This window comes from Asticcacaulis sp. (genome assembly GCF_051954415.1).
Classification (GTDB): domain Bacteria; phylum Pseudomonadota; class Alphaproteobacteria; order Caulobacterales; family Caulobacteraceae; genus Asticcacaulis.
In genome coordinates, this window is the sequence record NZ_JBQCHT010000003.1 from 15,094 (window position 1) to 36,054 (window position 20,961).

The window sequence follows — 20,961 nt, forward strand, 5'->3', positions numbered from 1 at the left end:
CACTTTGTACATTGTATACGATATAATGTTTAATGCGAAAATTCGTGGAGTAATGAGATGACAATCGATTGGCGGGGTGTTTTTCCGGCCGTAACGACGCAATTCAAAGAAGACCTCTCAATCGATTATGCCGATACGCAACGTGTCGTTGATGATCTGATCCGGGATGGCGTCACCGGGATCATCGCCATGGGCACCTGCGGCGAGAACAACTCGCTCACCGCCGAAGAAAAGCGTCTGCTGCTCAAGGCCATTGTCGAGGTTGTCGCCGGTCGCGTGCCGGTCGTCACCGGCGTTTCCGAACTGACCACGCCACTGGCCATCGCCTGGGTGAAAGACGCCGAAAAGCTCGGCGCCAACGGCCTGATGCTGCTGCCGGCCATGGTCTATGTCCCCAAGACCGCCGAACTGGTCGAGCACTTCACCCAGGTCGCCAATGCCACGACATTGCCGATCATGCTCTATAACAACCCGACGGCTTACCGCGTTGCCATCACCAACGAAGCCCTTGAAGCGCTCCGTCCGGTGAAGAATATCGTCGCCGTGAAGGAATCGACCGCCGACACCCGCCGCTTCACCGACATGATCAACGCCTTCGGCGACCGCTATGTCGTTTTCGCCGGTCTCGACGATGTGGCCTTCGAAGGTCTGCTGCTGGGCGCGCAAGGGTGGGTATCGGGTCTGACCTCGGCCTTCCCGCACGAATCCGTCATGCTGGTCAAGGCGCTGGAAGCTGGCGATATCGCCACCGCCCGCGAAATCTACCGCTGGTTCCTGCCGCTGCTGCACCTCGACGCCGAGCACGACCTCGTCCAGTCGATCAAGCTGGCCGAACAGATCATGGGCCGTGGTTCGGAACGCGTGCGTATGCCGCGTATGCCGCTGACCGGCGCCCGCCGCGCCGAAGTGACGGCCATGGTTGAGAAGGCCGCCGCCACGCGTCCGTCGCTCAAGATCACCAAAGCCGCCTAACCTAAAGACCATTTGCGTCCTGAGGGCGGTTCGCGGTAACGCGGGCCGCCCTTATTTGTCTGGAGAGACCCTTGCGCCACACCTTCTTCTGTATCGATGGCCACACGGCCGGCAATCCTGTCCGCCTCGTCGCTGGCGGCGCCCCCCTTTTGAAGGGCTCGAACATGTCCGAACGCCGCCAGGATTTCCTGGAGCGCTTCGACTGGATTCGCACGGGGTTGTGCTTCGAGCCACGCGGCCATGACATGATGTCCGGTGGTTTTCTGTATCCACCGACGCAGGCCGATACCGACGCCGGCATCCTGTTCATCGAGACCTCAGGCTGCCTGCCGATGTGTGGCCACGGCACCATCGGCATGGTGACCTTCGCGCTGGAAAACGGTCTGGTGACGCCGCGCACGCCGGGCAAGCTGAAGCTGGAAGTGCCCGCCGGCGTGATCAATATCGACTATACGACGAGCGGTAATAAGGTGACCTCGGTGAAGATCACCAATGTGCCGGCTTATCTGGCCACCACAGGTATCGAGATCGATGTACCGGACTTTGGCAGGTTGACGCTCGATGTCTCCTACGGCGGCAACTATTACGCCATTATCGAGCCGACCGCCGATGGCCCCTATACCGGCCTCGATGATCTGGGCGCCGCCCGCATCATCGAACTGAGCCGCGTTATCCGCCAATTGGTGCGCGAAAAGTACGAGCCGGTACATCCGGTCGACCCGACCATCCGCGGCGTCAGCCATGTCCTGTGGGCCGACAAGCCTAAGAGTGAAAATGCCGATGGCCGCAATGCCGTCTTCTATGGCGAACGCGCTATCGATCGTTCGCCCTGCGGCACAGGTACCTCGGCGCGCCTGGCGCACCTGCACGCCCAGGGCAGGCTGAATAAGGGCGACCGCTTCGTCCACGAAAGCTATATCTGCAGCCAGTTCATCGGCCGCGTCGAAGACGAGGTCATGCTGGGCGATCAGAAGGCCATCATTCCGTCGATCGAAGGTTCGGCCATCTCAACGGGCTTCAACAATATCTGGATCGACCGCGAAGACAAATTCTGGGCGGGCTTCCAGGTCGTTTAACTGTCAGAAGATCCGCGCAATTAAAAGATCATGGAAAGGCACGGGATAGAGACGCATGGCACGGAAATTTGTCTCTATGTCCAGCCTGAATATGGTGCTATGACGCTGTTATGCACCCCTTATCCAGAAGACTGTTGATTTTGGCGGTTGTGGCGGTTCTCGTTGTGACCGCCATCCTTTTTGCCTATCCGCGTGCCAAACGGTTCTTTGCTATAGACATTTGCCTTGATAGCGGCGGCGCATGGCATAACGAAACCTGTGTCCATTAGACAGACGAGACTGACGCTTCGCGTCGATGTTCGCCACGCGAAAAACTCCGTGTCTTTCCCTCTTTATTCCGTGCCTTTCCGTGATCCTTTTTAATCCAGCAAGGCCAGGATGTCCTTGTAGAGCTGCTCGGGAATGCTGACCGTGCCGCTGGCCTCGCTACGGGCGCGGGCTTCGTATCGGCGTTGCGAGGGCAGGCGGGCGCCTTGGTCGACGATCGCCTCGAACAGCTTTTCGGCACGCCCGCTGTGCAGGTCCGCCGCCGGTCCCATGAAGACCTGTGGATCGATGGCGATCACCAGTTCGCCGTGATAGGGCGTGGCGCCCGCGCCCTTGTCGTAGGCCTGCGATTCCAGGCTCAACAGATCACCGATCAGCGGGCCAGCCATCAGTTCGATCATGGCGGAAAGGGCTGAGCCCTTGTGGCCGCCGAAGGTCAGCATGGCGCCGGCCATGGCTTCGGTCGGGTCCGTCGTCGGGTGGCCCTCGGTATCGACCGCCCAATTTTCAGGGATCGGCTTGCCGGCGCGGCGGTGCAGTTCGATTTCGCCGCGTGCCGCGGCGCTGGTGGCAAAGTCGAAGACGAACGGATTCTGCCCCGGACGCGGCCAGGCAAAGGCCAGCGGATTGGTGCCGAAGACCCCCTTAGTGCCGCCGAAGGGCGCTACCCAGCTGTGGCTCGGTGTCAGGGCCAGCCCGACCAGCCCAAGAGCGGCGATAGCCTCGACTTCCGGCCACAGGGCCGAGAAGTGGTAGCAGTGATTGATGGCAAGCGCGGCGATGCCCTGCTTGCGCGCCTTTCCCGCCAGGATCGGCAGGCCGGTTTCAAACGACAACAAGGAATAGGCGCCTTTTGCATCGACGCGCACCAGACCCGGAGCCGCGTCATGTACTTCGGGCAGGGCATCGGGCGACACCTTGCCGCCTTTCAGCGTATGGGTGCAGACCAGCAGGCGGTAGAGGCCATGCGAATGGCACTCGTCGCGCTGGCCTTTCCAGATATTGCGCGCAATGGCGCCGGCGTGTTCAGGCGAGAAGCCGTTCTTTTCCAGAACATTGAGGCTTAAGGCCAGGGCTTCGTCCAGCGACAGGGTTTGTTCAGTCATATCTATTTTACTCTTAGCAGCACCGCACCGTGTTTCGGTACGGCATAGGCATAGCCTTCGTCGGCACGATGATCGCTGTGCGCCCAAAGGTCGCGGACAGTCGTTCCCTTCACCTTGATGTCGGCCCAGGTGCCGCTGATCAGGGTGTTTTCATCGCCACGATTGAACAGGGCCACGGCGGTCGAACCATCAGCCAGTGTCTTGGTCCAGACCTCGGTCGTGCCGTCCTTTTTCGCCGGCAATCCCTGTGCGCCCAGTGTGTCCTGGTCGATGGCGATGACGTCCTTATTTGTGAGCAGGGCTAGGGTTTCCGGCGTCATGTGGCGGACATCATTGCCCAGCACCAGCGGCGCCGACATCATCGCCCACAGAGTCATGTGGGTGCGATATTCGTCCTGGCTCATGCCGCCATTGCCGATTTCCAGCATGTCCGGATCGTTCCAGCCATTGGGGCCCGTATGGTTGGCGACGCCGTTCTTGTCGAAGCCGATCTTGGCCATAGTGTCGTATTTGTCTTCGATATCGCCGGTGGTACGCCATAGATGGCCGCCGACCTGACGACCCCATGACCCGACATCGAAGCGGCCATATTCACACAACGAATAGACGATGTCGCGGTCGGTGGCGTTCAGTGCTTCACCCATTTCCTGATAGGTGGCGTAGACGGTTTCGGCCGTCGAGTAGAAGGCCTCGCCGGAGCACAGGTCGTATTTCAGGTAGTCGATGCCCCAGGCGGCGAAGGTATTCGCGTCCTGTTTGATATGGCCATAGGAGCCGTTGTAGCCGGCGCAGGTCTTGGGGCCAGGTGAGGTATAGATGCCGAGCTTGAGGCCGCGGGCGTGAATATAATCGGCCAGCGCCTTCATGTCGGGGAAGTTTGTATTGGGATGCAGGTTGCCTTGCGCATCGCGCTCGCCCTGCCAACCATCATCGATATTGACATAGGTGTAGCCGGCATCGCGCAGGCCGCTGGAAACCAGGGCGTCGGCGATTTCACGGATCGTCTGGTCATTGATATCGGTAGCGAACTTGTTCCATGAGCTCCAGCCCATTGGCGGGGTAGGGGCCAGGGGCTTCTGAGTCACCACGCGTTTGGGGGGCAGGGGATAGGTGGGGAAGTCCAGCGCCTTCAGTTCCGAACGTTTGCCCTTGTGGGCGGTCAGGTCGAAATCCTGATACCAGACCTTACCGGTCATGCGGACCGATTTGCCTTCCGGCTTGACGACGATATCGCTCATGGTGACACGCGGATTGCCGTTATAGAGCTTGAAGACGAGATTATCGCCATCGGCGTGCAGATCGGTCAGCGGCAGGTCGCCATACCATTTGGATGTGATCTTGCCGGAAAGCTGGCCCTTCTTTTCCTCGATCACCAGCCGCGTAAAGCCGGGATAGTCGGGCGAGGAATCGAACACCCAGCCGCCTTTCGGCACTTCGGCGACAGCTGCGGAAGCCAGCAGGAGGCCGCTCAAGATCGTAGTGGTCAACAGTTGGCGCATAAAGGAATCCCTGATTTAACGGCTTGTCCGGCTTTCGGTATATAGTATACATCTACGCTTGATCTTATTAGAATGGCAAGAGGTGGAGTGAACATGCGGGCAAAAACAGGTTTTCTGGCTTTGAGTCTGGTCCTCTTGGCGGCACCTGTCGCAGCCGCGCCAACCGTGGCCGATTATCAGCGTTCGCTCAATCTGCGCAATGACTGGTCGGGCCTGACCGAGAACATCGCCGAGCCGGCGCAGTGGATCGAGGGCACGCACAGCTTCATCTATCGCAAGACCGTGCCGGGCGGTTTCCAGTTCGTGATGATGGACGCCGATACGAAAACGAAATCTCCGGCCTTTGACCAAGACCGGCTGGCGGCTTCATTGAGTAAGGTGTTGGGCGGCACCTATACTGGCCTGCACCTACCGTTCACCGAGCCGATGACATCGGTGACCTTCATTAATGAAGGCAAGGGGCTGGTGGCCTGGCTCGATGAGGACAACGCCTGGTCCTGCACCCTGACCGATTATGTCTGCGCCCATGTGCCGGAAGGTTCTGGCCAGCCGCGCGGCTTCGGTGTGGTTCGTGACCTGACCATTCCGGCCGACAATAGGCCGAAGCCCTCACCAGACGGCAAGTGGTTGGCCTTCGTGCAGGGTTTCAATATTGTGGTGAAGCCGGCGGGCGGCGGCGCGGTGACGGTGCTGAGCACTGACGGTTCCGAGGGCGAGTTTTACGATCCCCAGTCGATCGTCTGGTCGCCGGATTCGCTTAAAATTGCCGCCTATCGTGTGCGGCCCGGCTTTGCGCGCCATGTCACACGCGTGGTGTCGTCGCCGGCAGGCGAGCTGGAACCAAAACTGGCCACTCAGCTTTATCCCAAGCCCGGTGATGCCGTGGATATCGACCGGCCGGTGCTGTTCGATGTGTCGGCGAAAAAGCAAGTTAATGTGCCGTTCGACCTGTTCCCGAATCCCTACACCATGTCGGATATCATCTGGCGGGCGGATTCCTCGGCCATTACCTTTGAATATGACCAACGCGGCCATCAGGCTTATCGTCTGATCGAGGCCAGCGCGAAAACCGGTGCGGCGCGTATCGTCGCAGAAGATCATGCCGATACCTTTGTCAATATCGAGCGGCGCTACAGCCATGATGTCGGCGGTCTGGGCAAAGAACTGATCTGGATGTCGGAGCGCGATGGCTGGAACCATCTCTATCTCTACGACCAGACCACCGGAAAGGTGAAAAACCAGATCACCAAAGGCGACTGGATCGTGCGCACGGTGCTGAAGGTCGATGATCAGAAGCGTCAGATCTGGTTTGCCGCCAGCGGCATGTATCCCGGCAAGGATCCTTACTTCCAGCACGTCTTCCGCGTCGATTTCGACGGACGGCACCTGACGCCGATCACCACGACCGATGCCTGGCACGATGTCAGCTTCTCTAGCGACATGGCTTGGTATGTCGATACATACTCCCGCATCGACCTGCCCAATGTGGCGGAGCTGCACAGCGCCGATGGCGCACTGGTTACCGAGGTCGAACACGGCGATATCTCGAAGCTGGTCGCGGCTGGCTTCAAGGCGCCGGAGGTTTTCACCGCCAAGGGCCGCGACGGCAAGAGCGATATCTGGGGCATTATCGTGCGGCCGCGCGATTTCGACCCCAACAAAAAATACCCGGTGATCGAGAACATCTATGCCGGCCCGCACGACAATTTCGTGCCCAAGACCTTCTGGCCGTTCGGCCTGCATTCGGGCGGCGACAAGGTGGTGGGGATGCAGGCCCAGGCCGATCTCGGCTTTATTGTGGTCCAGATCGACGGCATGGGCACCATGAACCGTTCCAAGGCTTTCCATGACGTGGCGTGGAAGAATGTCGGTGATTCCGGCTTCCCGGACCGCATCCTGTGGCACAAGGCCGTGGCGGCGAAATATCCGTGGTATGACATCAGCCGGGTCGGCATCTATGGCGGATCGGCCGGCGGACAAAGTTCACTGGGCGCGCTGGAATTCCATCCGGATTTCTACAAGGCCGCCGTCGCCTATGCCGGCTGCTACGATAACCGCATGGACAAGATAAGCTGGAATGAGGAGTGGATGGGTTGGCCGGTCGATGAGTCGTACAGCAAATCCTCCGGCGTCGATAATGCCTGGCGGTTGCAGGGCCATATCCTGATGATCGTCGGAGAGCAGGACAGCAATGTCGATCCGTCCTCGACGCTTCAGGTGGTGAATGCCCTGATCAAGGCACGCAAGGATTTCGACCTGATCGTGGCGCCCAACCTGGGCCACGGCGCCCTGCGCAATGTCGGCGATTTCAGCTATGGCCTGCGCCGCCAGTATGATTATTTCGTGCGCCACCTGCGCGGCGAGCCGACGCCCGACTGGAACGCCCTGCCGGAAACGGCACCGAAAGCACCGTAATCTGTCGCAAAATCGTATAATTTATATTTGACGGACAATTGGATCGGTGTTTTACATGGGTATCGATCCATTCATTCAAGGCCAGTTATGACCCGTCGCACCGTCTCCGCTTTCCGCCGCTGTTCGAGCCTGCTGGTTCTGGCCGCGGCCCTGACAATGAGTGGTGTCGCCCTGCCGGTCATGGCGCAAACTGCTGCGGCGGTACAGCCCTGGAACAGCCCTGACGCGCAGGTATCGGTTTTCGAGACGCCGGACTTCATGCTGTCGCTGCAGGAAACCTCGCAGACCCTGGTGTCGCTGGCGCCGAAAGCGGCAAAGGATGGTTTTGACTTTGCGCCTTCCAATCGCTTTACCCAGCGCCTGGGGGATGGCGCCTATCGCGTCGGCGATCTCGACCTGCGTCTGCGGATAGCCGGTAGTGAGGCCTGGAGCGACTATTCGACCGCTTTCAAGCGCGCCAAGGTCAAGCCGCTGAAGGTGAACGGCGCGCTCGCCGCCGCCGACATCACGCCTTCGCTTGGGGCTGGCTTTCCGCTGAAGGTGACGCGCACCTGGTCGGTCGTCGCCGGCAAGCTGGTTCTGCGTTATACCCTGACCAATCCGGGCAAGACCACCATCGAGATCGGTGGACTGGGGCTGCCGATGGTGTTCGACAATATCATTACCGGCCGTCATCTCGATGATGCCCACGAAACCGCCTCATTCTATGACCCCTATGTCGGCCGTGACGCCGGCTATCTCCAGGTCAACCGCCTGAATGGCGCAGGGCCGTCGCTGCTGGTCCTGCCGGAAAAGAACACGCCGTTCGAGTTGTACAAGCCGATCCTCAATCAGCGTAACGAAGACAAGTCGCTGAAGATCTACAACGATCCCGAGCCGCGCAACATGACCTTCGAGGGCTTTTACGACTGGATGGTGGCCTCGAAGGGCTTCGCCGATACCGACTGGAAGGGCATCCAGCAATGGAATGACCCGACCTCGCTGGTGCTGAAGGCCGGTGAAAGCCGCACGATCGGTGTGCGCTTTGTGCTGTCGCCAGGTGTACGCGACATCGAGACTACCCTGATGCAGAATGATCGTCCGGTCGTCGTCGGCCTGCCTGGCTATGTGGTGCCGACCGATACCGATGCCGAACTGTTCGTCCATTCGGCGCAGGCCGTGACGTCGGTCAGCGTCTTCCCCAAAGGCGCGCTTGAAGTTGGTGCCTCGCAGAATGCGAAAGACGGCTGGGTAAAATATGCCGTCACCGGCAAGATTGACGGCCGCGCCCGTATGACCATCACCTATGCCGATGGTTCGGTGCAGACCGTGCATTATCTCGTCACCAAGCCCGAACAGCAGGTGGTGGCCGATATGGGCCATTTCCTGACGACGAAGCAGTGGTACGAAAATCCGTCAGATCCGTTCAAGCGCAGCCCGTCGATCATGGGCTATGACCGTGACAAGAACGCGATCATCACCCAGGACAACCGCGTCTGGGTGGCGGGCCTGAGCGATGAGGGGGGCGCCGGTTCGTGGCTGGCCACCATCATGAAGCAACTCGATAATCCGGTGCCGGAAGAGGTGGCCAAGTTCGAGCAGTTCGCCGACACCACCCTGTGGGGGCAGATCCAGACGCCGGAAGGGCCTGACAAGTACGGCGTGCGCAAATCGGTCATGTTCTACGATCCGAAGACCATGCCGGACGGCACCTATGATCCGAAGCTGAACTGGAACACCTGGTCGGCCTGGGACCGTGAAGGCGCCGCCGATCTTGGCCGCTCCTACAACTATCCGCACGTCGCCGCCGCCTGGTGGACGCTGTACCGCCTCGGCCGCTATCATGACGGGCTGACGACGAAAGAAACCTGGCAAACCTATCTGACCCGTGCGGCAGAGACGACCAAGGCGATGATGACCAAGGCGCCTTACTATACCCAGTTCGGCCAGATGGAAGGCGATGTCTTCGTTTACATCCTGCAAGACCTCAAGCGTGAAGGCTATACGGACGAGGCCGCCGAAATCGAGACGATGATGAAGGGCCGTGCCGATATCTGGAAGACACTGAAATATCCGTTCGGTTCAGAAATGCCGTGGGATTCGACCGGCCAGGCCGAGGTCTATATGTGGTCACGCTATTTCGGTGACGAAAAGGCCGCCGATGTGACGCGCGAGGTCATCCTGGCCTATGATCCGACCATCCCGCACTGGGGTTATAATGGCTCGGCCCGCCGCTTCTGGGACTTCCTCTATGCCGGCAAACAGTCGCGCATCGAGCGCCAGTTGCACCACTATGGCTCCTCACTTAACGCCGTGCCTCTGTTTGACGCCTATCGTGCCAATCCGTCCGACTTCCAGCTTCTGCGCGTCGCCTATGGCGGCCTGATGGGATCGCTGACCAATATCGATAGCGAAGGCTTCGGCGCCGCCGCTTTCCACTCCTTCCCGGATGCCATGCACTGGGACGGCATGAACGGCGATTACGGCATGAGCTTCTATGGCCATGCGGTGGCCTCCGCGTCATATCTGGTCGATCATCCGACCTTTGGTTGGACCGGTTTCGGCGGCAATGTCAGCCAGGCAGACGGGATCATCGCCCTGAAACCGACCGACAGCGCCCGCGCCCGGATATTCATTGCGCCGGCGGGGCTGTGGCTCACCCTCGATGCCGGCAAGTTCACCGCCGCCACCTATGATCCGAAAACGGGCGCGGTTACGGTCAGCCTGGCGCCGGCGGATACGCACACGCCGAAAGCCTATCTCAACGTCAAGACCACGACCGCCACCGGCAAACCCTACACGGCGAACACCCAAACCGAGCGCGGCGCCTATGTCATTCAACTCGGTGCAAATGCAACGACTATTGAACTGACGCCAAAAGCCAATTAACACTCATCAGGCCACGATCCGTCCGGATCGTGGCCAATTATATTTTTGGGAAACACAATGGGATTATTTGGACCACTGAAGCCGCTGAGGCGCGCGGAAGAAGACGGCAAGACGCTGGCCAAGACACTGAGCTGGCCGCATCTGATGGCGCTGGGCATCGGCGGCATCATCGGCACCGGTATCTATACCCTGACCGGCGTCGGTGCGGGGCTGGCCGGGCCGGGCGTGATCATTTCCTTTGCCCTGTGCGGCATTGTCTGCGCCTGCGCGGCCCTTTGCTATACCGAAATGTCGACGCTGATCCCGACCGCCGGTTCGGCCTATACCTATAGCTATTCCAGCATGGGCGAGATCGTGGCCTGGGTCGTCGGCTGGGCGCTGATCCTCGAATATTCCCTGGCCTGTTCGACGGTGGCTGTCGGCTGGTCGGCGCACCTGGTCGGCTGGCTGGAAGAGGGCATTGGTCTGCATTTGCCGGCCTTCCTGCTCAACGGTCCTTATGCCGGCGGACTGGTCAATCTGCCCGCCGTTCTTGTGTCCCTGGCGGTCATGGGGCTGTTGCTGATCGGCGCCCGTGAAAGCGCCACGCTCAATATCATTCTGGTCATCGTCAAGATCGTGGCGCTCGGCGCCTTTGTCTTGCTGGGTTTTCCCGCGATTCAGGCCGGTCACTACGATCCCTTCATGCCCTTCGGTTTCCTGGCGCATGAGGTCGGCGGTGAAAAACTCGGCGTCATGGCCGCGGCGGCTATCGTCTTTTTCGCATTCTTCGGTTTTGATGCCGTTTCGACCTCGGCCGAAGAAGCCAAGAACCCCGGCCGCGATCTGACCATCGGTATCCTGGGGTCCATGGGCGTTTCCACCATCATCTACATGCTGGTGGCCGCTGTCGCCGTTGGGGCTGTTGGGTATCAGGATATCGCCGCTTCGGGCGAACCCCTGCCGCACGTCCTGCGCACGCTCGGTCAGCCGCTGGTGGCCTCCCTGGTTGGTGGCGCCGCCATCGTGGCCCTGCCGTCGGTTATTCTGGTCATGATGTACGGCCAAAGCCGCATCTTCTTTGTCATGGCGCGTGACGGTCTGCTGCCGCAAGCCGTAGCCAAGGTCAATGCGAAGGGGGCACCGGCCCTGATCACCCTGCTGACCGGCATCTTTGTCGCCATTTTCGCCGGCTTTATTCCTTTGAAGCAGATCGCTGAACTTTCCAACGCCGGCACCCTGATTGCCTTCGTCGCCGTGGCCCTTTCCATGATCATCCTGCGCAGGAAACTGCCGGACATGCAGCGGACCTTCAAGACGCCGCTCTACTGGCTGGTCGGGCTGATCACCATCGGCGGCTGTATCTTCATCTTTTCCAGCCTGCCGATCCAGAGCCAGGTCTTCACCCTGATCTGGATGGCCATCGGCCTGGTCTTCTACTTCTCGTTCGGCCGGTGGAACAGCCGCCTGCGCAAGGAAGCCAAGGCGACACCCGCTGAGTAGGGCAAGCGCCACAAAATAAAAGGCCCCGGAGCGATCCGGGGCCTTTTTGTTGTCTGGGATGAAACTTAAGCGCTGGTAGCCGTCTTTTCCGTTTCGAACTGCTTGCGCAGGTCTTCCAGCGTCATGGCGATATGCTGTCGCATCAGGGCGGAGACCTCATCCGACTTGCCGGTGGCCCACAGTTCAAACAGGGCCAGGTGCTCATTGTGGGCGCGATCATCGCGGCCGGCCGGCTCCAGGTGCTTGCCGACATAGCGTTCCGAGATGATATTCAGGCGCTCAATAATCTGGACCGTGATCTGGCGATGCAGCGGATAGACGAGCGACATATGGAAGGCGCGGTTAAGCTTGCCCACCTGGGTCTTGTCGCCACTGGCGGCAACATCAAGCGCATCGAGCGCGGTGCGGGCGGCTTTCCGGTCAGCGTCCGTGGCCACTTTTGCGGCTTCGCCCACGGCCTCGGGTTCGAGCTTGAGACGCAGAGCGAAGACCTCTTCAACCTCATCGGCATTCAGCGGGCGGACGAAGAAACCGCGATTGGCGTGGGAGAGAAGCAGGCCCTCCTGCTCCAGGCGGGCGAGGGCTTCGCGCAGGGGAATCTTGCTGACCCCCAGCTCAGCGGCCAGGGCATCCTGTCGTATGGCTGTATCGGTGGGAAGTTTGCCGGAGATGATGCGGTCACGGACCAGGGAGAAGATCTGTTCGGAGAGAGTTTGAACCACAATGGTCATGGAAGTTTTCCGGAGGGCGACAGGGTTCACATGAGTCCTGCGCTATTTTTATATAGTATACACTAGACACCAGTCTGGTGCTATTTCAAGGGCGCAACCGGTGTCAGGGATTAAATTCTGACATTTTCGTAATGCCGGGGCACGCGCAAGCTCTGTGGCGGAGGCGCAGGCTCCGGCGGGCTGGAGCGTATGACAGGTTTTTCTTTATATGCCTATGGATTGCGAAAAGCATATATCGTATACGATCGTTGGTGATCTATGGCAATGCGGATGAAACTGGTCGATGTCGGCGCCTCAAAATAACGCACTTAAGAAGAGTTTGGTCATTGGTGGCGGCGTGGTCGGCCTGAATATCGCCCTGGCGCTTCAGGCGCAGGGATTTCATGTCACCTTGTGCGACAGCGGCAGCCGGGACTCGGCGTCCTATGGCAATGCTGGTCATATCGCCACCGAGCAGGCCGAACCGCTTGCCTCCATGGCGACGGTAAAATCGGCCTGGCGGCGCTGGTTTATGCGTGGCGGTGCGCTTTCCCTGCCGCCGCAAGGTTTTTTTGCCTGGATGCCCTTTTCGCTGCGCCTGCTGGCCGCGGCGCAACCCAGGCATTTCGCGCAAGGCAAGGTGGCCCTGAAAAGTCTTCTGGCCCAGGCCATGCCCGCGTGGCAACGGCGGGTAGCGGATATGGGGGCGCCGGACCTGCTCTGTGAAGACGGCCATTTTGTCGTCTGGGAAACCCCGGAAAGCGCCGCGAAGGGGCTGCGCGCGTGGTCAGCCGCCGATACCGGAACGGCCAGCCTGCGGCCAGTGAGCGACGATGAAATGGCGCAGCTTTCCGCGCTGACGCAAAAGAAGATCCACGGGGCGATTCGCTTTATCGGCACGGCGCAGATCGCCGACACGCGCCGGATGCTGGAGACTCTGGGCGAACGTTTCATCGAGCGCGGTGGCCGATATCTGTTTGAGCGCGTCGAAAAACTGCTTATCCGCAAGGGCAGCGCCTGGGTAGTGCTGAGCGGGGGTGAGCAACTGACGGCCGATACGGTTGTGATTGCGGCCGGCATCGGCTCCAAACCCCTGCTGGAAGGTCTGGGTGAAGCCGTGCCTATGATCGCCGAGCGCGGCTATCATATCCAGACCCCGGATCATGGCTGGCCGAAGGGCTTCCCGCCGGTGGTCTTCGAAGATCGCTCGATGATAGTGACGGGCTTTGAAAATGGCTTGCGGGCGGCTTCATTTGTGGAGTTCAATCGCGCAGATGCCGCGCCGGACCCGCGCAAGTGGGCGCGTCTGCGCCGGCACGTCGGTGAGCTTGGCCTGCCGTTCAAAGGCGAGGGGGCGGCCAAAATACAAGAATGGATTGGCACGCGGCCGACCCTGCCGGACTACCTGCCCGCCATCGGACAATCTGCCAGGGCAGATAATCTCTATTATGCTTTCGGCCACCAGCATCTCGGCTTGACCCTGGGCGCCGTTACCGGCGAAATTGTTGCCGAGATGATAGCGACCGGCCGGGCGCCTGGTGCGTTCGACCTGTCGCGTTTCAAGTAAGGAATCTCCCATGATCGGTTCATCCACCCCCGAAGCCGAACTGGCGAAGCTGTCGGTCTATGCCCATCAGGCGCCGGCCATCACTATTGCCGAACGCCTGGCGCGTATTGAGAAGGCGCGAAAGCTGACCCGTGACATGGGCGCCGATGCGCTTCTGGTCGGGGCCGGAGCCAGCCTCAACTATTTCGCCGGCGTACCATGGGGCGCTTCCGAACGTCTGGTCGGGATGCTGATTCCGGCCTCTGATGCTTTTGGGGGTGATCCGCTGATGATCTGTCCGTTCTTCGAGCTGGGCTCGCTCGAAGCCGATATGAAGATTACCGCCGAGTTCCGCCTGTGGCAGGAGCACGAGAGCCCGCACGCCCTGATCGGCGAGGCCATGAGCGACTGGGGTGCCAAGGTGATCGCCGTCGATCCGGCCATGTCGTTAGAGATGGTCAGCCGTCTGGGCCGCGAAACCGGGCTCGATATCAAAGAAGCCTCGTCGGTCATCAATGGCTGCCGCATGTACAAGTCGGCGGCCGAACTGGCCCTGATGCAGCAGGCCAAGGACATGACCATCCTGGTTCACAAGGCGACGGCGCGGATGCTATATGAAGGCATTACCACGAAAGAGGTCAACACCTTCATCGAGGCGGCGCACCGTAAGCTGGGGGCTTCGGGCAATTCGTTCGTTATCACTCAGTTCGGCCGCGGCACAGCTTTCCCGCATGGCTTGCCAGGCGAGCAGCGCCTGAAGGAAGGCGATCTGGTGCTGGTCGATACCGGCTGCTACGTGCAGGGCTATACCTCCGACATCACCCGTACCTATATCTTCGGCCAGCCAAAACCAGAATATCAGAGGATATGGGATATCGAGAAGGAAGCCCAGGCCGCCGCCTTTGCCCGCGTCGAGGTCGGTTTGCCGTGCGAGGCGGTGGATTATGCCGCGCGCGCCGTTCTGGAAAAGCATGGCCTCGGGCCGGATTACAATCTGCCGGGCACGCCGCACCGCACCGGGCATGGCATTGGCCTCAGCATCCACGAGCCCGCTTATCTGGTGCGCGGCGACAAGACCCCACTGGCGTCGGGCATGTGCTTCTCCAACGAGCCGATGATCGTGGTGCCGGATACCTTCGGCGTTCGCCTGGAAGACCACATGTACGTCACCGAAAACGGCGCGAAATGGTTCACCGAACCGCAGGAAGCGATTGACAGGGTATAGTTGCGAGAGCCAGCGGATAATTTCGCCGGTTCTTTTCAGATTATTTTGTTGACTAGGAAATTATATTGTATAATTTCCTAGTCAACAAATGAGGCCGCCATGACCACTGCCGTAAAACCCTCGCCTCTGACTTCACACCTCGGCTTCTGGCTGAGGTTCGTCTCTAACCATGTTTCCCATGCCTTTGCCCGCAAGCTGGAGGGCCGCGACGTCACCGTGGCGGAATGGGTTCTGCTGAGAGAGCTTTATGATGCGGATACCATCGCTCCCAGCCGGCTGGCGGAGCGGATGGGCATGACGCGCGGGGCCATCACCAAACTGGCAGACCGCCTGATCGCCAAGGGCCTGGTCAGCCGCCAGGCCAATCCGGAAGACGCGCGGGCCCAGACCCTGACCATCACGGCGGCAGGGCAGGGACTTATCCCCGAACTCTCGGCGCTGGCGGATAGCAACGACGCCGAATTTTTCGGCCACCTGACGCCAGTCGAGCGAGCGGAAATTGAGCGACTGCTCAAGGATATTATTACGCGGCGTGGATTGACGGCCGTACCTGTCAGCTAGGCGCCGTTACTTGTTCCAGTTCATCTAAGAAGGCGTGAAGCCATGCACACATCTGTTAAATCCGTTATCCAGGATTGCCACGAAGCGTCCGAAAGCGATCGAATGAACTTTCCGCAGATACTGGAAAAACTTCATTCCGTCGGTATCGAGGGGTACAGCGTTGACTATCGCCGCTTGGCCAAGACATATTATCAGCCGGACGGTGAAAGCCTGGACCTTTCATTCGCTCCTCTTGAGGTGCCGGTGGCGGCCACTTTCGACAGCGGAGGCCTGCAGGCTGCGATCCGTGAAGCCCAGGCCAATGCGGCGGGCTATACCTATCGCAGCTTTTGCCGCAAGGTGATGCTGGCTGGCTGTGCTGGCTATATCGTGTCTATTCCGGGCCGCCGTGTCCTTTATTTCGGACGGACGGCCGAAATCCATATCGAGCATTTTCCCGGACAGGCCTGACAAGAGGCTGGCCTTTGCCCCTGCGGACCTGGCCTCAGGATTGCATGAAGAACGCTGAAAGTCTCTAAACCAACGGGCCGTTGGCCACGGGTTCACCGAAATCGGGTATGCCATCGGCTGTATACTGGATCGGCTGGACGCGGGTATGGCGGTTCGGATCGAACAGGGGATCGCCCTGGATCTCCTTATAGTCGCGGGCGTGATAGACCAGCATGTCGCGCCCGTTTTCATCGATGGTGAAGCTGTTGTGACCGGGGCCCCAGACATTATGGGCCGGCGAACTTTTGAATACCGGTTCCGGTGATTTTATCCATGACGCCGGATCCATGATGTCGGCGTCGTCGCGCACGGTCAGCATACCCATGCAGTAATGATAGTCGGTGGCGGCGGCCGAATAGGTCAGGAAGAGACGGCCGTTGCGCGCCAAAAGGGCCGGGCCTTCATTGACCTTGAAGCCGATGGTTTCCCAGTCATAGGTGGGGACCGTCAGGCGAGCCGGCTGGGCGGCCAGCGTCGTCGGTGTGGCCAGGGGCGCCAGGTAGAGATTGCTGTTGGTGTCGATGCCCGGTTCGTGCTGTGCCCAGCACAGATAGCGCACGCCGCGATGGACGAAGGTCGTCGAATCGAGAGTGAAGGTATCCCACGGGGTTTCAAGCTGTCCGTTCAGGGACCACTTTCCGGTCAGCGGGTTGGTATCCGGGCAGGAGAGCACATAGGTGCGGATATGGAACTTGTCGTCGCCATTGCCGGCGGCGAAATAAATGTGCCACTGGCCGTCGAAATGATGCAGTTCCGGCGCCCAGATATAGCCGGCCATCCGGCCGCTTTCCGGGCGGCGCCAGACCACAGCCTCTTCCGCTGTCGCCAGGCCGGCCAGGGTGCGGGCGCGACGGATGGCCAGCCGGTCATATTCGGGCACAGAGGCCATCATGTAGTAATAGCCGTCGTCATGCCGGAATACCTGCGGATCGGCGCGTTGCAGGACCAGCGGATTGACGATCTTCGACGGACGCTCAGCCGCCTGCGCAAGAATGGGGGACATCAGACCGGCACCTGCGGATGTGGTTAGAAAGTGACGACGGTTAAAGACGGGCATTTGCGGGCTCTGGATACATTGAGGGGTAAATGTCAGACAATTGCCCTTACATCGCGCGCAGGCATCTTGTCAAATCATAGCCGTGATGACGTGCGCCTGTATCTTCGCGGCGATCGCGCCATGACCATGTCTTTCGGCCAGCGCAGCGGTGACATAATCGGTCGCAGTGTCCAGGTTTCCACCGGCGGCCTCGATTTCATTGCGCAGAAGGGTGCCCTGGCAATAGGCGGTGGCCACATGACGTGGGGATGGCGCGCGGCTGGTTTCGGTTCGGGTGTCTATGGCCACATCCGTGAAGCCCACGGCCTCCAGTTCATTACGTATCACTGCCGTATCGCGGTAGCCATGCGGGGTGCGGACCAGGAAACGCGGTGGATCGGCGGGGAGGAGGCGGGCGAGGGCGTTGGTCACGTCATCGGCAAACACATTCGTCTCGATGCGATCCCAGACGCTGAACAGGAAACGTCCGCCGGCTTTCAGTACACGCCGGGCTTCGCGGTAAGCCTGTGCGCGATCCGGAAAGAACATGGCGCCAAACTGGCAGAAGGTGATATCGCAGCTTTCGTCTGCAAACGGCAGCGCCATGGCGTCGGCCTGTTGCCATCGGATACGCTGATCAGGCGGTTGCCGTGAGGCCGCGTAATCGAGCATCGGTGGGTTCAGATCGGTGACGATATAGCGGGCGTCAGGTGGCAATTGCGGCGCCAGGGCACGCGTGACGGCCCCGGTGCCGGCGGCGATTTCCAGAACCGCATCCGGCTTCAGGGCGGCCGCGCGTCGGGCCATGTCGTCGGCATAGGGCTGGAAGATCAGCGGCACCATGTGACGGTCGTAATTTTCCGGCACCGAGCCCGCGAATACCTTGTCTGAGTCCCGCATGATTGTACCCGCTCTCCGGCATCAGGCCGCAAGAGAGTGTACTACGCTGCCAGCTTAAGAGAAACAGTCATCTTTCGCCTTGCCGCTTTCGTCCAGGCTGATGTGCGCCGTGTTCATGCGGGCGGGGTGCAAGTAATAAATATCGGCCGGAATGCGATGATCCCAGCGATAGACTTCTGACAGAAGGGCGTAGAATTCCGGATCGTGGGCCTGAAAATCTTTGGCATTGAGCACGGTCAGGGTGTCGGTGATATAGGCCTTGTTGGAATTGAACCAGAACTGCGTGCCCTCGGCCCAGTATTCGTCCAGCGTATTGGCCATGTAGGCGCCCTGCCACAGACGCTTTTCCTTGGCATGGGCGTAGGCGGCTTCAACGCGCGCCTCAAGCGCCGGATCGGCCGTGCGAATGGCTTCGAAAATACTGTGCGAGAACTCGTGAACGAGGATATTTTCGCCATAATACCGCGTGCCGGGCACGCCCATGATGTTTTCCGCGGCACCGGTGGTATAGGTGCCGCCCATGCCGCGCGCCCGCTTCGCCCAATAATCGCGGTCCGTCTGCAAACCTATGGTCTTGGCATAGTCGCGCACGTCGCATTTCGACAGTCGCGGATCATCGATGGCCGGCTTTTTCCAGTCGCTTTGTTCAGGAATATCTGTCGTGGTTTCGTCGATCGCCATGATGCCGACGCGGGCGCCATCCCGGATCAACTGGTTGCGGATATCCGGCCGCTCTGAAAGCATGTATAGCACGATGTCGCGCGCGATCATGATGCCGGCGTCAGGGACATTCTTCGAGCCGATGATCGGGATGCCGCCGGCATCGGCATATTTCTGGTAGAACGGGGCGAGGTTCAGCCATTGCGGCGGGCGGGTGATAAGGCGGGCGTCGAAGGACGGAATTTCCGCTTTCGCCATAACGGCGCGTTCGGTCTCGGTCGCCAGCGCAAAGCCTGACGACAAGGACAAGGCGATTGCGGAAGCAGCCAAAATCCCCCGCTTCATGCTACTTCTCGTCTACGTAAGGGCCCTTGCCGCCTTCCGCGATAAAGCGGTCGACGCGGGCTTCCAGCACGGGCAGCGGGACCGAACCCAGTTGCAGGACAGCGTCGTGGAACTGGCGCAGGTCGAACTTTTCGCCCAGGGCGGCTTCGGCCTTGTGACGGGCCTTCCAGATGGCCATTTCGCCGAGATAGTAGCTGAGGGCCTGACCCGGCCATGCGATATAACGATCCACTTCCGTGGTCACTTCATGCTTCGATAAAGCGGTGTTTTCCAGCAGGAAATTCTGGGCCTGTTCGCGCGTCCAGCCCTTGGCGTGGATGCCGGTATCGACCACCAGGCGGCAGGCGCGCCACATCTGGTAGCTCAACATGCCGTAGGTCTCGTAAGGCGTGTGATATATGCCCATCTCGACGCCCAGGCGTTCGGAATAGAGCGCCCAGCCCTCGCCATAGGCCGAGATATAGGTGTACTGGCGGAAGGGTGGCAGGTCGGTGTTCTCGGCGGCCAGCGGCATCTGGAAGGCATGACCCGGCGCCGATTCATGCAGGGTCAGGGCCGGCAGCGAATAGAGCGGGCGCGACGGCAGGTTCCAGGTATTGACGAGGTAGACGCCGGGGCCGCCGCGGCCGCCGGTATAGAAGGGGGCGATATCATCCGGCACGGGAATAATCCCGAAGCGCGAACGGGGCAGGCGGCCGAAATACTGCGACGCCTTGCCATCAAATTCCTTTGCGGTCCAGGCGGCGCGGTCGAGCAGGGCTTGTGGCGTGGTGACGTAGAACTGCGGATCCGTGCGCAGGAAATCGTTGAAGGCCGGTAAATCACCCTTGAAGCCGACCTGGTCTTTGATCGTCAGCATTTCCGCCCTGATCTTGGCCACTTCGTCGAGGCCGATCTGGTGAATCTGTTCCGGCGTCATGTCGACCGTGGCGTATTCGCGCACCTGCGACTGGTAGAAGGCTTTGCCGTCAGGCAGGTCATAGGCGGCGATCGACTTGGCGGCGCCGGGAATATATGCCTCGCGCATGAATTTCAGCAGGGTCTTGTGCGCAGGCAGCACCGACTTGGTGATGGCATCGGCGGCCAGCTTCCGCAGTTCGGCCTGTTTCTCGGCAGGGATGGTGGCCGGCAGCGACTTGAAAGGCGTGTAGTAGATATTGTCTTCAATGGACTTGGCGTCGGTCACACTGGTGATGGTGGCGTCGCGGCCCTGGAGCGATATCTGCGGCAGGGTGAAGCCACGCTTCAGGCCGGCGCGCATATTGTCTGTATTGTCCTTGAAATAGCGCGGCATATCGTTGAGCTGCGCAATATAGTTGCGATAATCGCTCTCAGTGTGGAACGTACCGCGTGCCATGCCAGCCAGGTCGCCCCAGAAGGAGGTGTCACCGCTTAAGGGGCGCTGGTAGGTCTTGAATTGCTGATCGGCGATCAGGGTTTCGATCTGGAAGCGGTAAACCTGGTAGTCCTCGGCGTCCTTGGGCGAGAGCGCCTTGACATCGACGGTATCCAGTTGCTTCAGCGTGTCCTGCCAGCGGACCAGCTTGGCAGTTTGAGCCTTTTCGGAAACGTCCGGCAGGTGGGCCGCCACTTCACCGGAGGGGCTGTCTTCGTTTGCCGCTTCCTGCTGGCTGCGCCAGTCCCATTCGCTCTTATATATGGACTCGAACTTCTGGTCCGTCGCCGTATCGGCCAGGGCCGGCAGGGCGGAAAGCGAGGTCAGGATGACGGTAAGGGCGGTGGCGTGCAGCAGGGCTTTCATCGGCGATGACCTCACATTTATATGTATTGCCAGACAATTGTA

At 60.1% G+C, this 20,961-nt stretch carries 16 protein-coding genes; 9 read left to right on the forward strand and 7 right to left on the reverse strand.

Annotated features, from left to right (window positions below; translation table 11 throughout):
* Nucleotides 1-57 precede the first annotated feature (57 nt).
* A complete protein-coding gene (locus tag ACTHND_RS00550) occupies nt 58-972 on the forward strand; it encodes a dihydrodipicolinate synthase family protein (RefSeq protein WP_440175264.1) in 915 nt (304 codons plus the stop codon).
* A gap of 71 nt (nt 973-1,043) precedes the next feature.
* On the forward strand, nt 1,044-2,048 hold the full coding sequence (locus ACTHND_RS00555) for a 4-hydroxyproline epimerase (RefSeq protein WP_440175266.1): 1,005 nt from the start codon (nt 1,044-1,046) through the stop codon (nt 2,046-2,048).
* A 359-nt stretch (nt 2,049-2,407) separates the two neighbouring features.
* On the opposite strand, the gene ACTHND_RS00560 is transcribed toward ACTHND_RS00555, so the two are convergent.
* Both ACTHND_RS00560 and ACTHND_RS00565 read right to left on the reverse strand, forming a co-directional pair.
* A complete protein-coding gene (locus ACTHND_RS00560; RefSeq protein ID WP_440175268.1) occupies nt 2,408-3,421 on the reverse strand; it encodes an Ldh family oxidoreductase in 1,014 nt (337 codons plus the stop codon).
* 2 nt (nt 3,422-3,423) lie between these two features.
* Nucleotides 3,424-4,920 (reverse strand): glycoside hydrolase family 27 protein, encoded by a 1,497-nt coding sequence (locus ACTHND_RS00565; protein WP_440175269.1) that lies wholly within the window; start codon nt 4,918-4,920, stop codon nt 3,424-3,426.
* A gap of 93 nt (nt 4,921-5,013) precedes the next feature.
* Between ACTHND_RS00565 and ACTHND_RS00570 the strand changes: the two genes are divergently transcribed.
* From ACTHND_RS00570 to ACTHND_RS00580, 3 genes are all read left to right on the forward strand, one after another.
* Nucleotides 5,014-7,335, forward strand: a complete 2,322-nt coding sequence (locus ACTHND_RS00570) for a DPP IV N-terminal domain-containing protein (protein WP_440175271.1) — start codon at nt 5,014-5,016, stop codon at nt 7,333-7,335.
* Nucleotides 7,336-7,422: 87 nt separating this feature from the next.
* A complete protein-coding gene (locus ACTHND_RS00575) occupies nt 7,423-10,203 on the forward strand; it encodes a DUF5695 domain-containing protein (protein WP_440175272.1) in 2,781 nt (926 codons plus the stop codon).
* Nucleotides 10,204-10,260: 57 nt separating this feature from the next.
* Nucleotides 10,261-11,685: an amino acid permease gene (locus tag ACTHND_RS00580; RefSeq protein ID WP_440175273.1), complete on the forward strand. Its 1,425-nt coding sequence runs from the start codon at nt 10,261-10,263 to the stop codon at nt 11,683-11,685.
* 65 nt (nt 11,686-11,750) lie between these two features.
* Here the strand turns inward: ACTHND_RS00580 and ACTHND_RS00585 are convergent, their stop codons facing one another.
* Nucleotides 11,751-12,416 carry a GntR family transcriptional regulator gene (locus ACTHND_RS00585; RefSeq protein WP_440175275.1) on the reverse strand — a complete coding sequence of 222 codons (666 nt, stop codon included), beginning with the start codon at nt 12,414-12,416 and terminating at the stop codon, nt 11,751-11,753.
* 283 nt (nt 12,417-12,699) lie between these two features.
* Here ACTHND_RS00585 and ACTHND_RS00590 point away from each other — a divergent pair, with 283 nt between their 5' ends.
* From ACTHND_RS00590 to ACTHND_RS00605, 4 genes are all read left to right on the forward strand, one after another.
* Entirely contained in the window at nt 12,700-13,962 is a 1,263-nt protein-coding gene (locus ACTHND_RS00590; RefSeq protein WP_440175276.1) for an NAD(P)/FAD-dependent oxidoreductase, read from the forward strand.
* Nucleotides 13,963-13,972: 10 nt separating this feature from the next.
* Nucleotides 13,973-15,166 (forward strand): M24 family metallopeptidase, encoded by a 1,194-nt coding sequence (locus tag ACTHND_RS00595; RefSeq protein ID WP_440175277.1) that lies wholly within the window; start codon nt 13,973-13,975, stop codon nt 15,164-15,166.
* Between the two features lie 99 nt (nt 15,167-15,265).
* Nucleotides 15,266-15,727: a MarR family winged helix-turn-helix transcriptional regulator gene (locus ACTHND_RS00600; RefSeq protein WP_440175279.1), complete on the forward strand. Its 462-nt coding sequence runs from the start codon at nt 15,266-15,268 to the stop codon at nt 15,725-15,727.
* A 42-nt stretch (nt 15,728-15,769) separates the two neighbouring features.
* On the forward strand, nt 15,770-16,177 hold the full coding sequence (locus ACTHND_RS00605; protein WP_440175280.1) for a DUF1398 domain-containing protein: 408 nt from the start codon (nt 15,770-15,772) through the stop codon (nt 16,175-16,177).
* A gap of 64 nt (nt 16,178-16,241) precedes the next feature.
* On the opposite strand, the gene ACTHND_RS00610 is transcribed toward ACTHND_RS00605, so the two are convergent.
* The 4 genes from ACTHND_RS00610 to ACTHND_RS00625 all read right to left on the reverse strand — a co-directional run bounded on the left by ACTHND_RS00610 (nt 16,242) and on the right by ACTHND_RS00625 (nt 20,919).
* On the reverse strand, nt 16,242-17,219 hold the full coding sequence (locus tag ACTHND_RS00610) for a glycoside hydrolase family 43 protein (RefSeq protein WP_440175282.1): 978 nt from the start codon (nt 17,217-17,219) through the stop codon (nt 16,242-16,244).
* 123 nt (nt 17,220-17,342) lie between these two features.
* Nucleotides 17,343-18,152, reverse strand: coding sequence for a class I SAM-dependent methyltransferase (locus ACTHND_RS00615; RefSeq protein ID WP_440175283.1), 810 nt, complete (start codon nt 18,150-18,152; stop codon nt 17,343-17,345).
* 54 nt (nt 18,153-18,206) lie between these two features.
* Nucleotides 18,207-19,142 carry a glycoside hydrolase gene (locus tag ACTHND_RS00620; protein WP_440175285.1) on the reverse strand — a complete coding sequence of 312 codons (936 nt, stop codon included), beginning with the start codon at nt 19,140-19,142 and terminating at the stop codon, nt 18,207-18,209.
* Between the two features lie 16 nt (nt 19,143-19,158).
* Complete coding sequence (locus tag ACTHND_RS00625; protein ID WP_440175286.1) at nt 19,159-20,919, reverse strand: DUF885 domain-containing protein; 1,761 nt, start codon at nt 20,917-20,919, stop codon at nt 19,159-19,161.
* Between the last annotated feature and the right edge of the window lie 42 nt (nt 20,920-20,961).

Excerpts from the sequence above, each read along its gene's own strand:
- ACTHND_RS00575 (WP_440175272.1), top strand. The coding sequence starts at position 7,423 with ATGACCCGTCGCACCGTCTCCGCTTTCCGCCGCTGTTCGAGCCTGCTG.
- ACTHND_RS00580 (WP_440175273.1), top strand. The coding sequence starts at position 10,261 with ATGGGATTATTTGGACCACTGAAGCCGCTGAGGCGCGCGGAAGAAGAC.
- ACTHND_RS00605 (WP_440175280.1), top strand. The coding sequence starts at position 15,770 with ATGCACACATCTGTTAAATCCGTTATCCAGGATTGCCACGAAGCGTCC.
- ACTHND_RS00625 (WP_440175286.1), bottom strand. The coding sequence starts at position 20,919 with ATGAAAGCCCTGCTGCACGCCACCGCCCTTACCGTCATCCTGACCTCG.
- ACTHND_RS00570 (WP_440175271.1), top strand. The coding sequence starts at position 5,014 with ATGCGGGCAAAAACAGGTTTTCTGGCTTTGAGTCTGGTCCTCTTGGCG.
- ACTHND_RS00565 (WP_440175269.1), bottom strand. The coding sequence starts at position 4,920 with ATGCGCCAACTGTTGACCACTACGATCTTGAGCGGCCTCCTGCTGGCT.
- ACTHND_RS00600 (WP_440175279.1), top strand. The coding sequence starts at position 15,266 with ATGACCACTGCCGTAAAACCCTCGCCTCTGACTTCACACCTCGGCTTC.
- ACTHND_RS00590 (WP_440175276.1), top strand. The coding sequence starts at position 12,700 with ATGTCGGCGCCTCAAAATAACGCACTTAAGAAGAGTTTGGTCATTGGT.
- ACTHND_RS00610 (WP_440175282.1), bottom strand. The coding sequence starts at position 17,219 with ATGTCCCCCATTCTTGCGCAGGCGGCTGAGCGTCCGTCGAAGATCGTC.
- ACTHND_RS00595 (WP_440175277.1), top strand. The coding sequence starts at position 13,973 with ATGATCGGTTCATCCACCCCCGAAGCCGAACTGGCGAAGCTGTCGGTC.
- ACTHND_RS00560 (WP_440175268.1), bottom strand. The coding sequence starts at position 3,421 with ATGACTGAACAAACCCTGTCGCTGGACGAAGCCCTGGCCTTAAGCCTC.
- ACTHND_RS00550 (WP_440175264.1), top strand. The coding sequence starts at position 58 with ATGACAATCGATTGGCGGGGTGTTTTTCCGGCCGTAACGACGCAATTC.
- ACTHND_RS00615 (WP_440175283.1), bottom strand. The coding sequence starts at position 18,152 with ATGCGGGACTCAGACAAGGTATTCGCGGGCTCGGTGCCGGAAAATTAC.
- ACTHND_RS00585 (WP_440175275.1), bottom strand. The coding sequence starts at position 12,416 with ATGACCATTGTGGTTCAAACTCTCTCCGAACAGATCTTCTCCCTGGTC.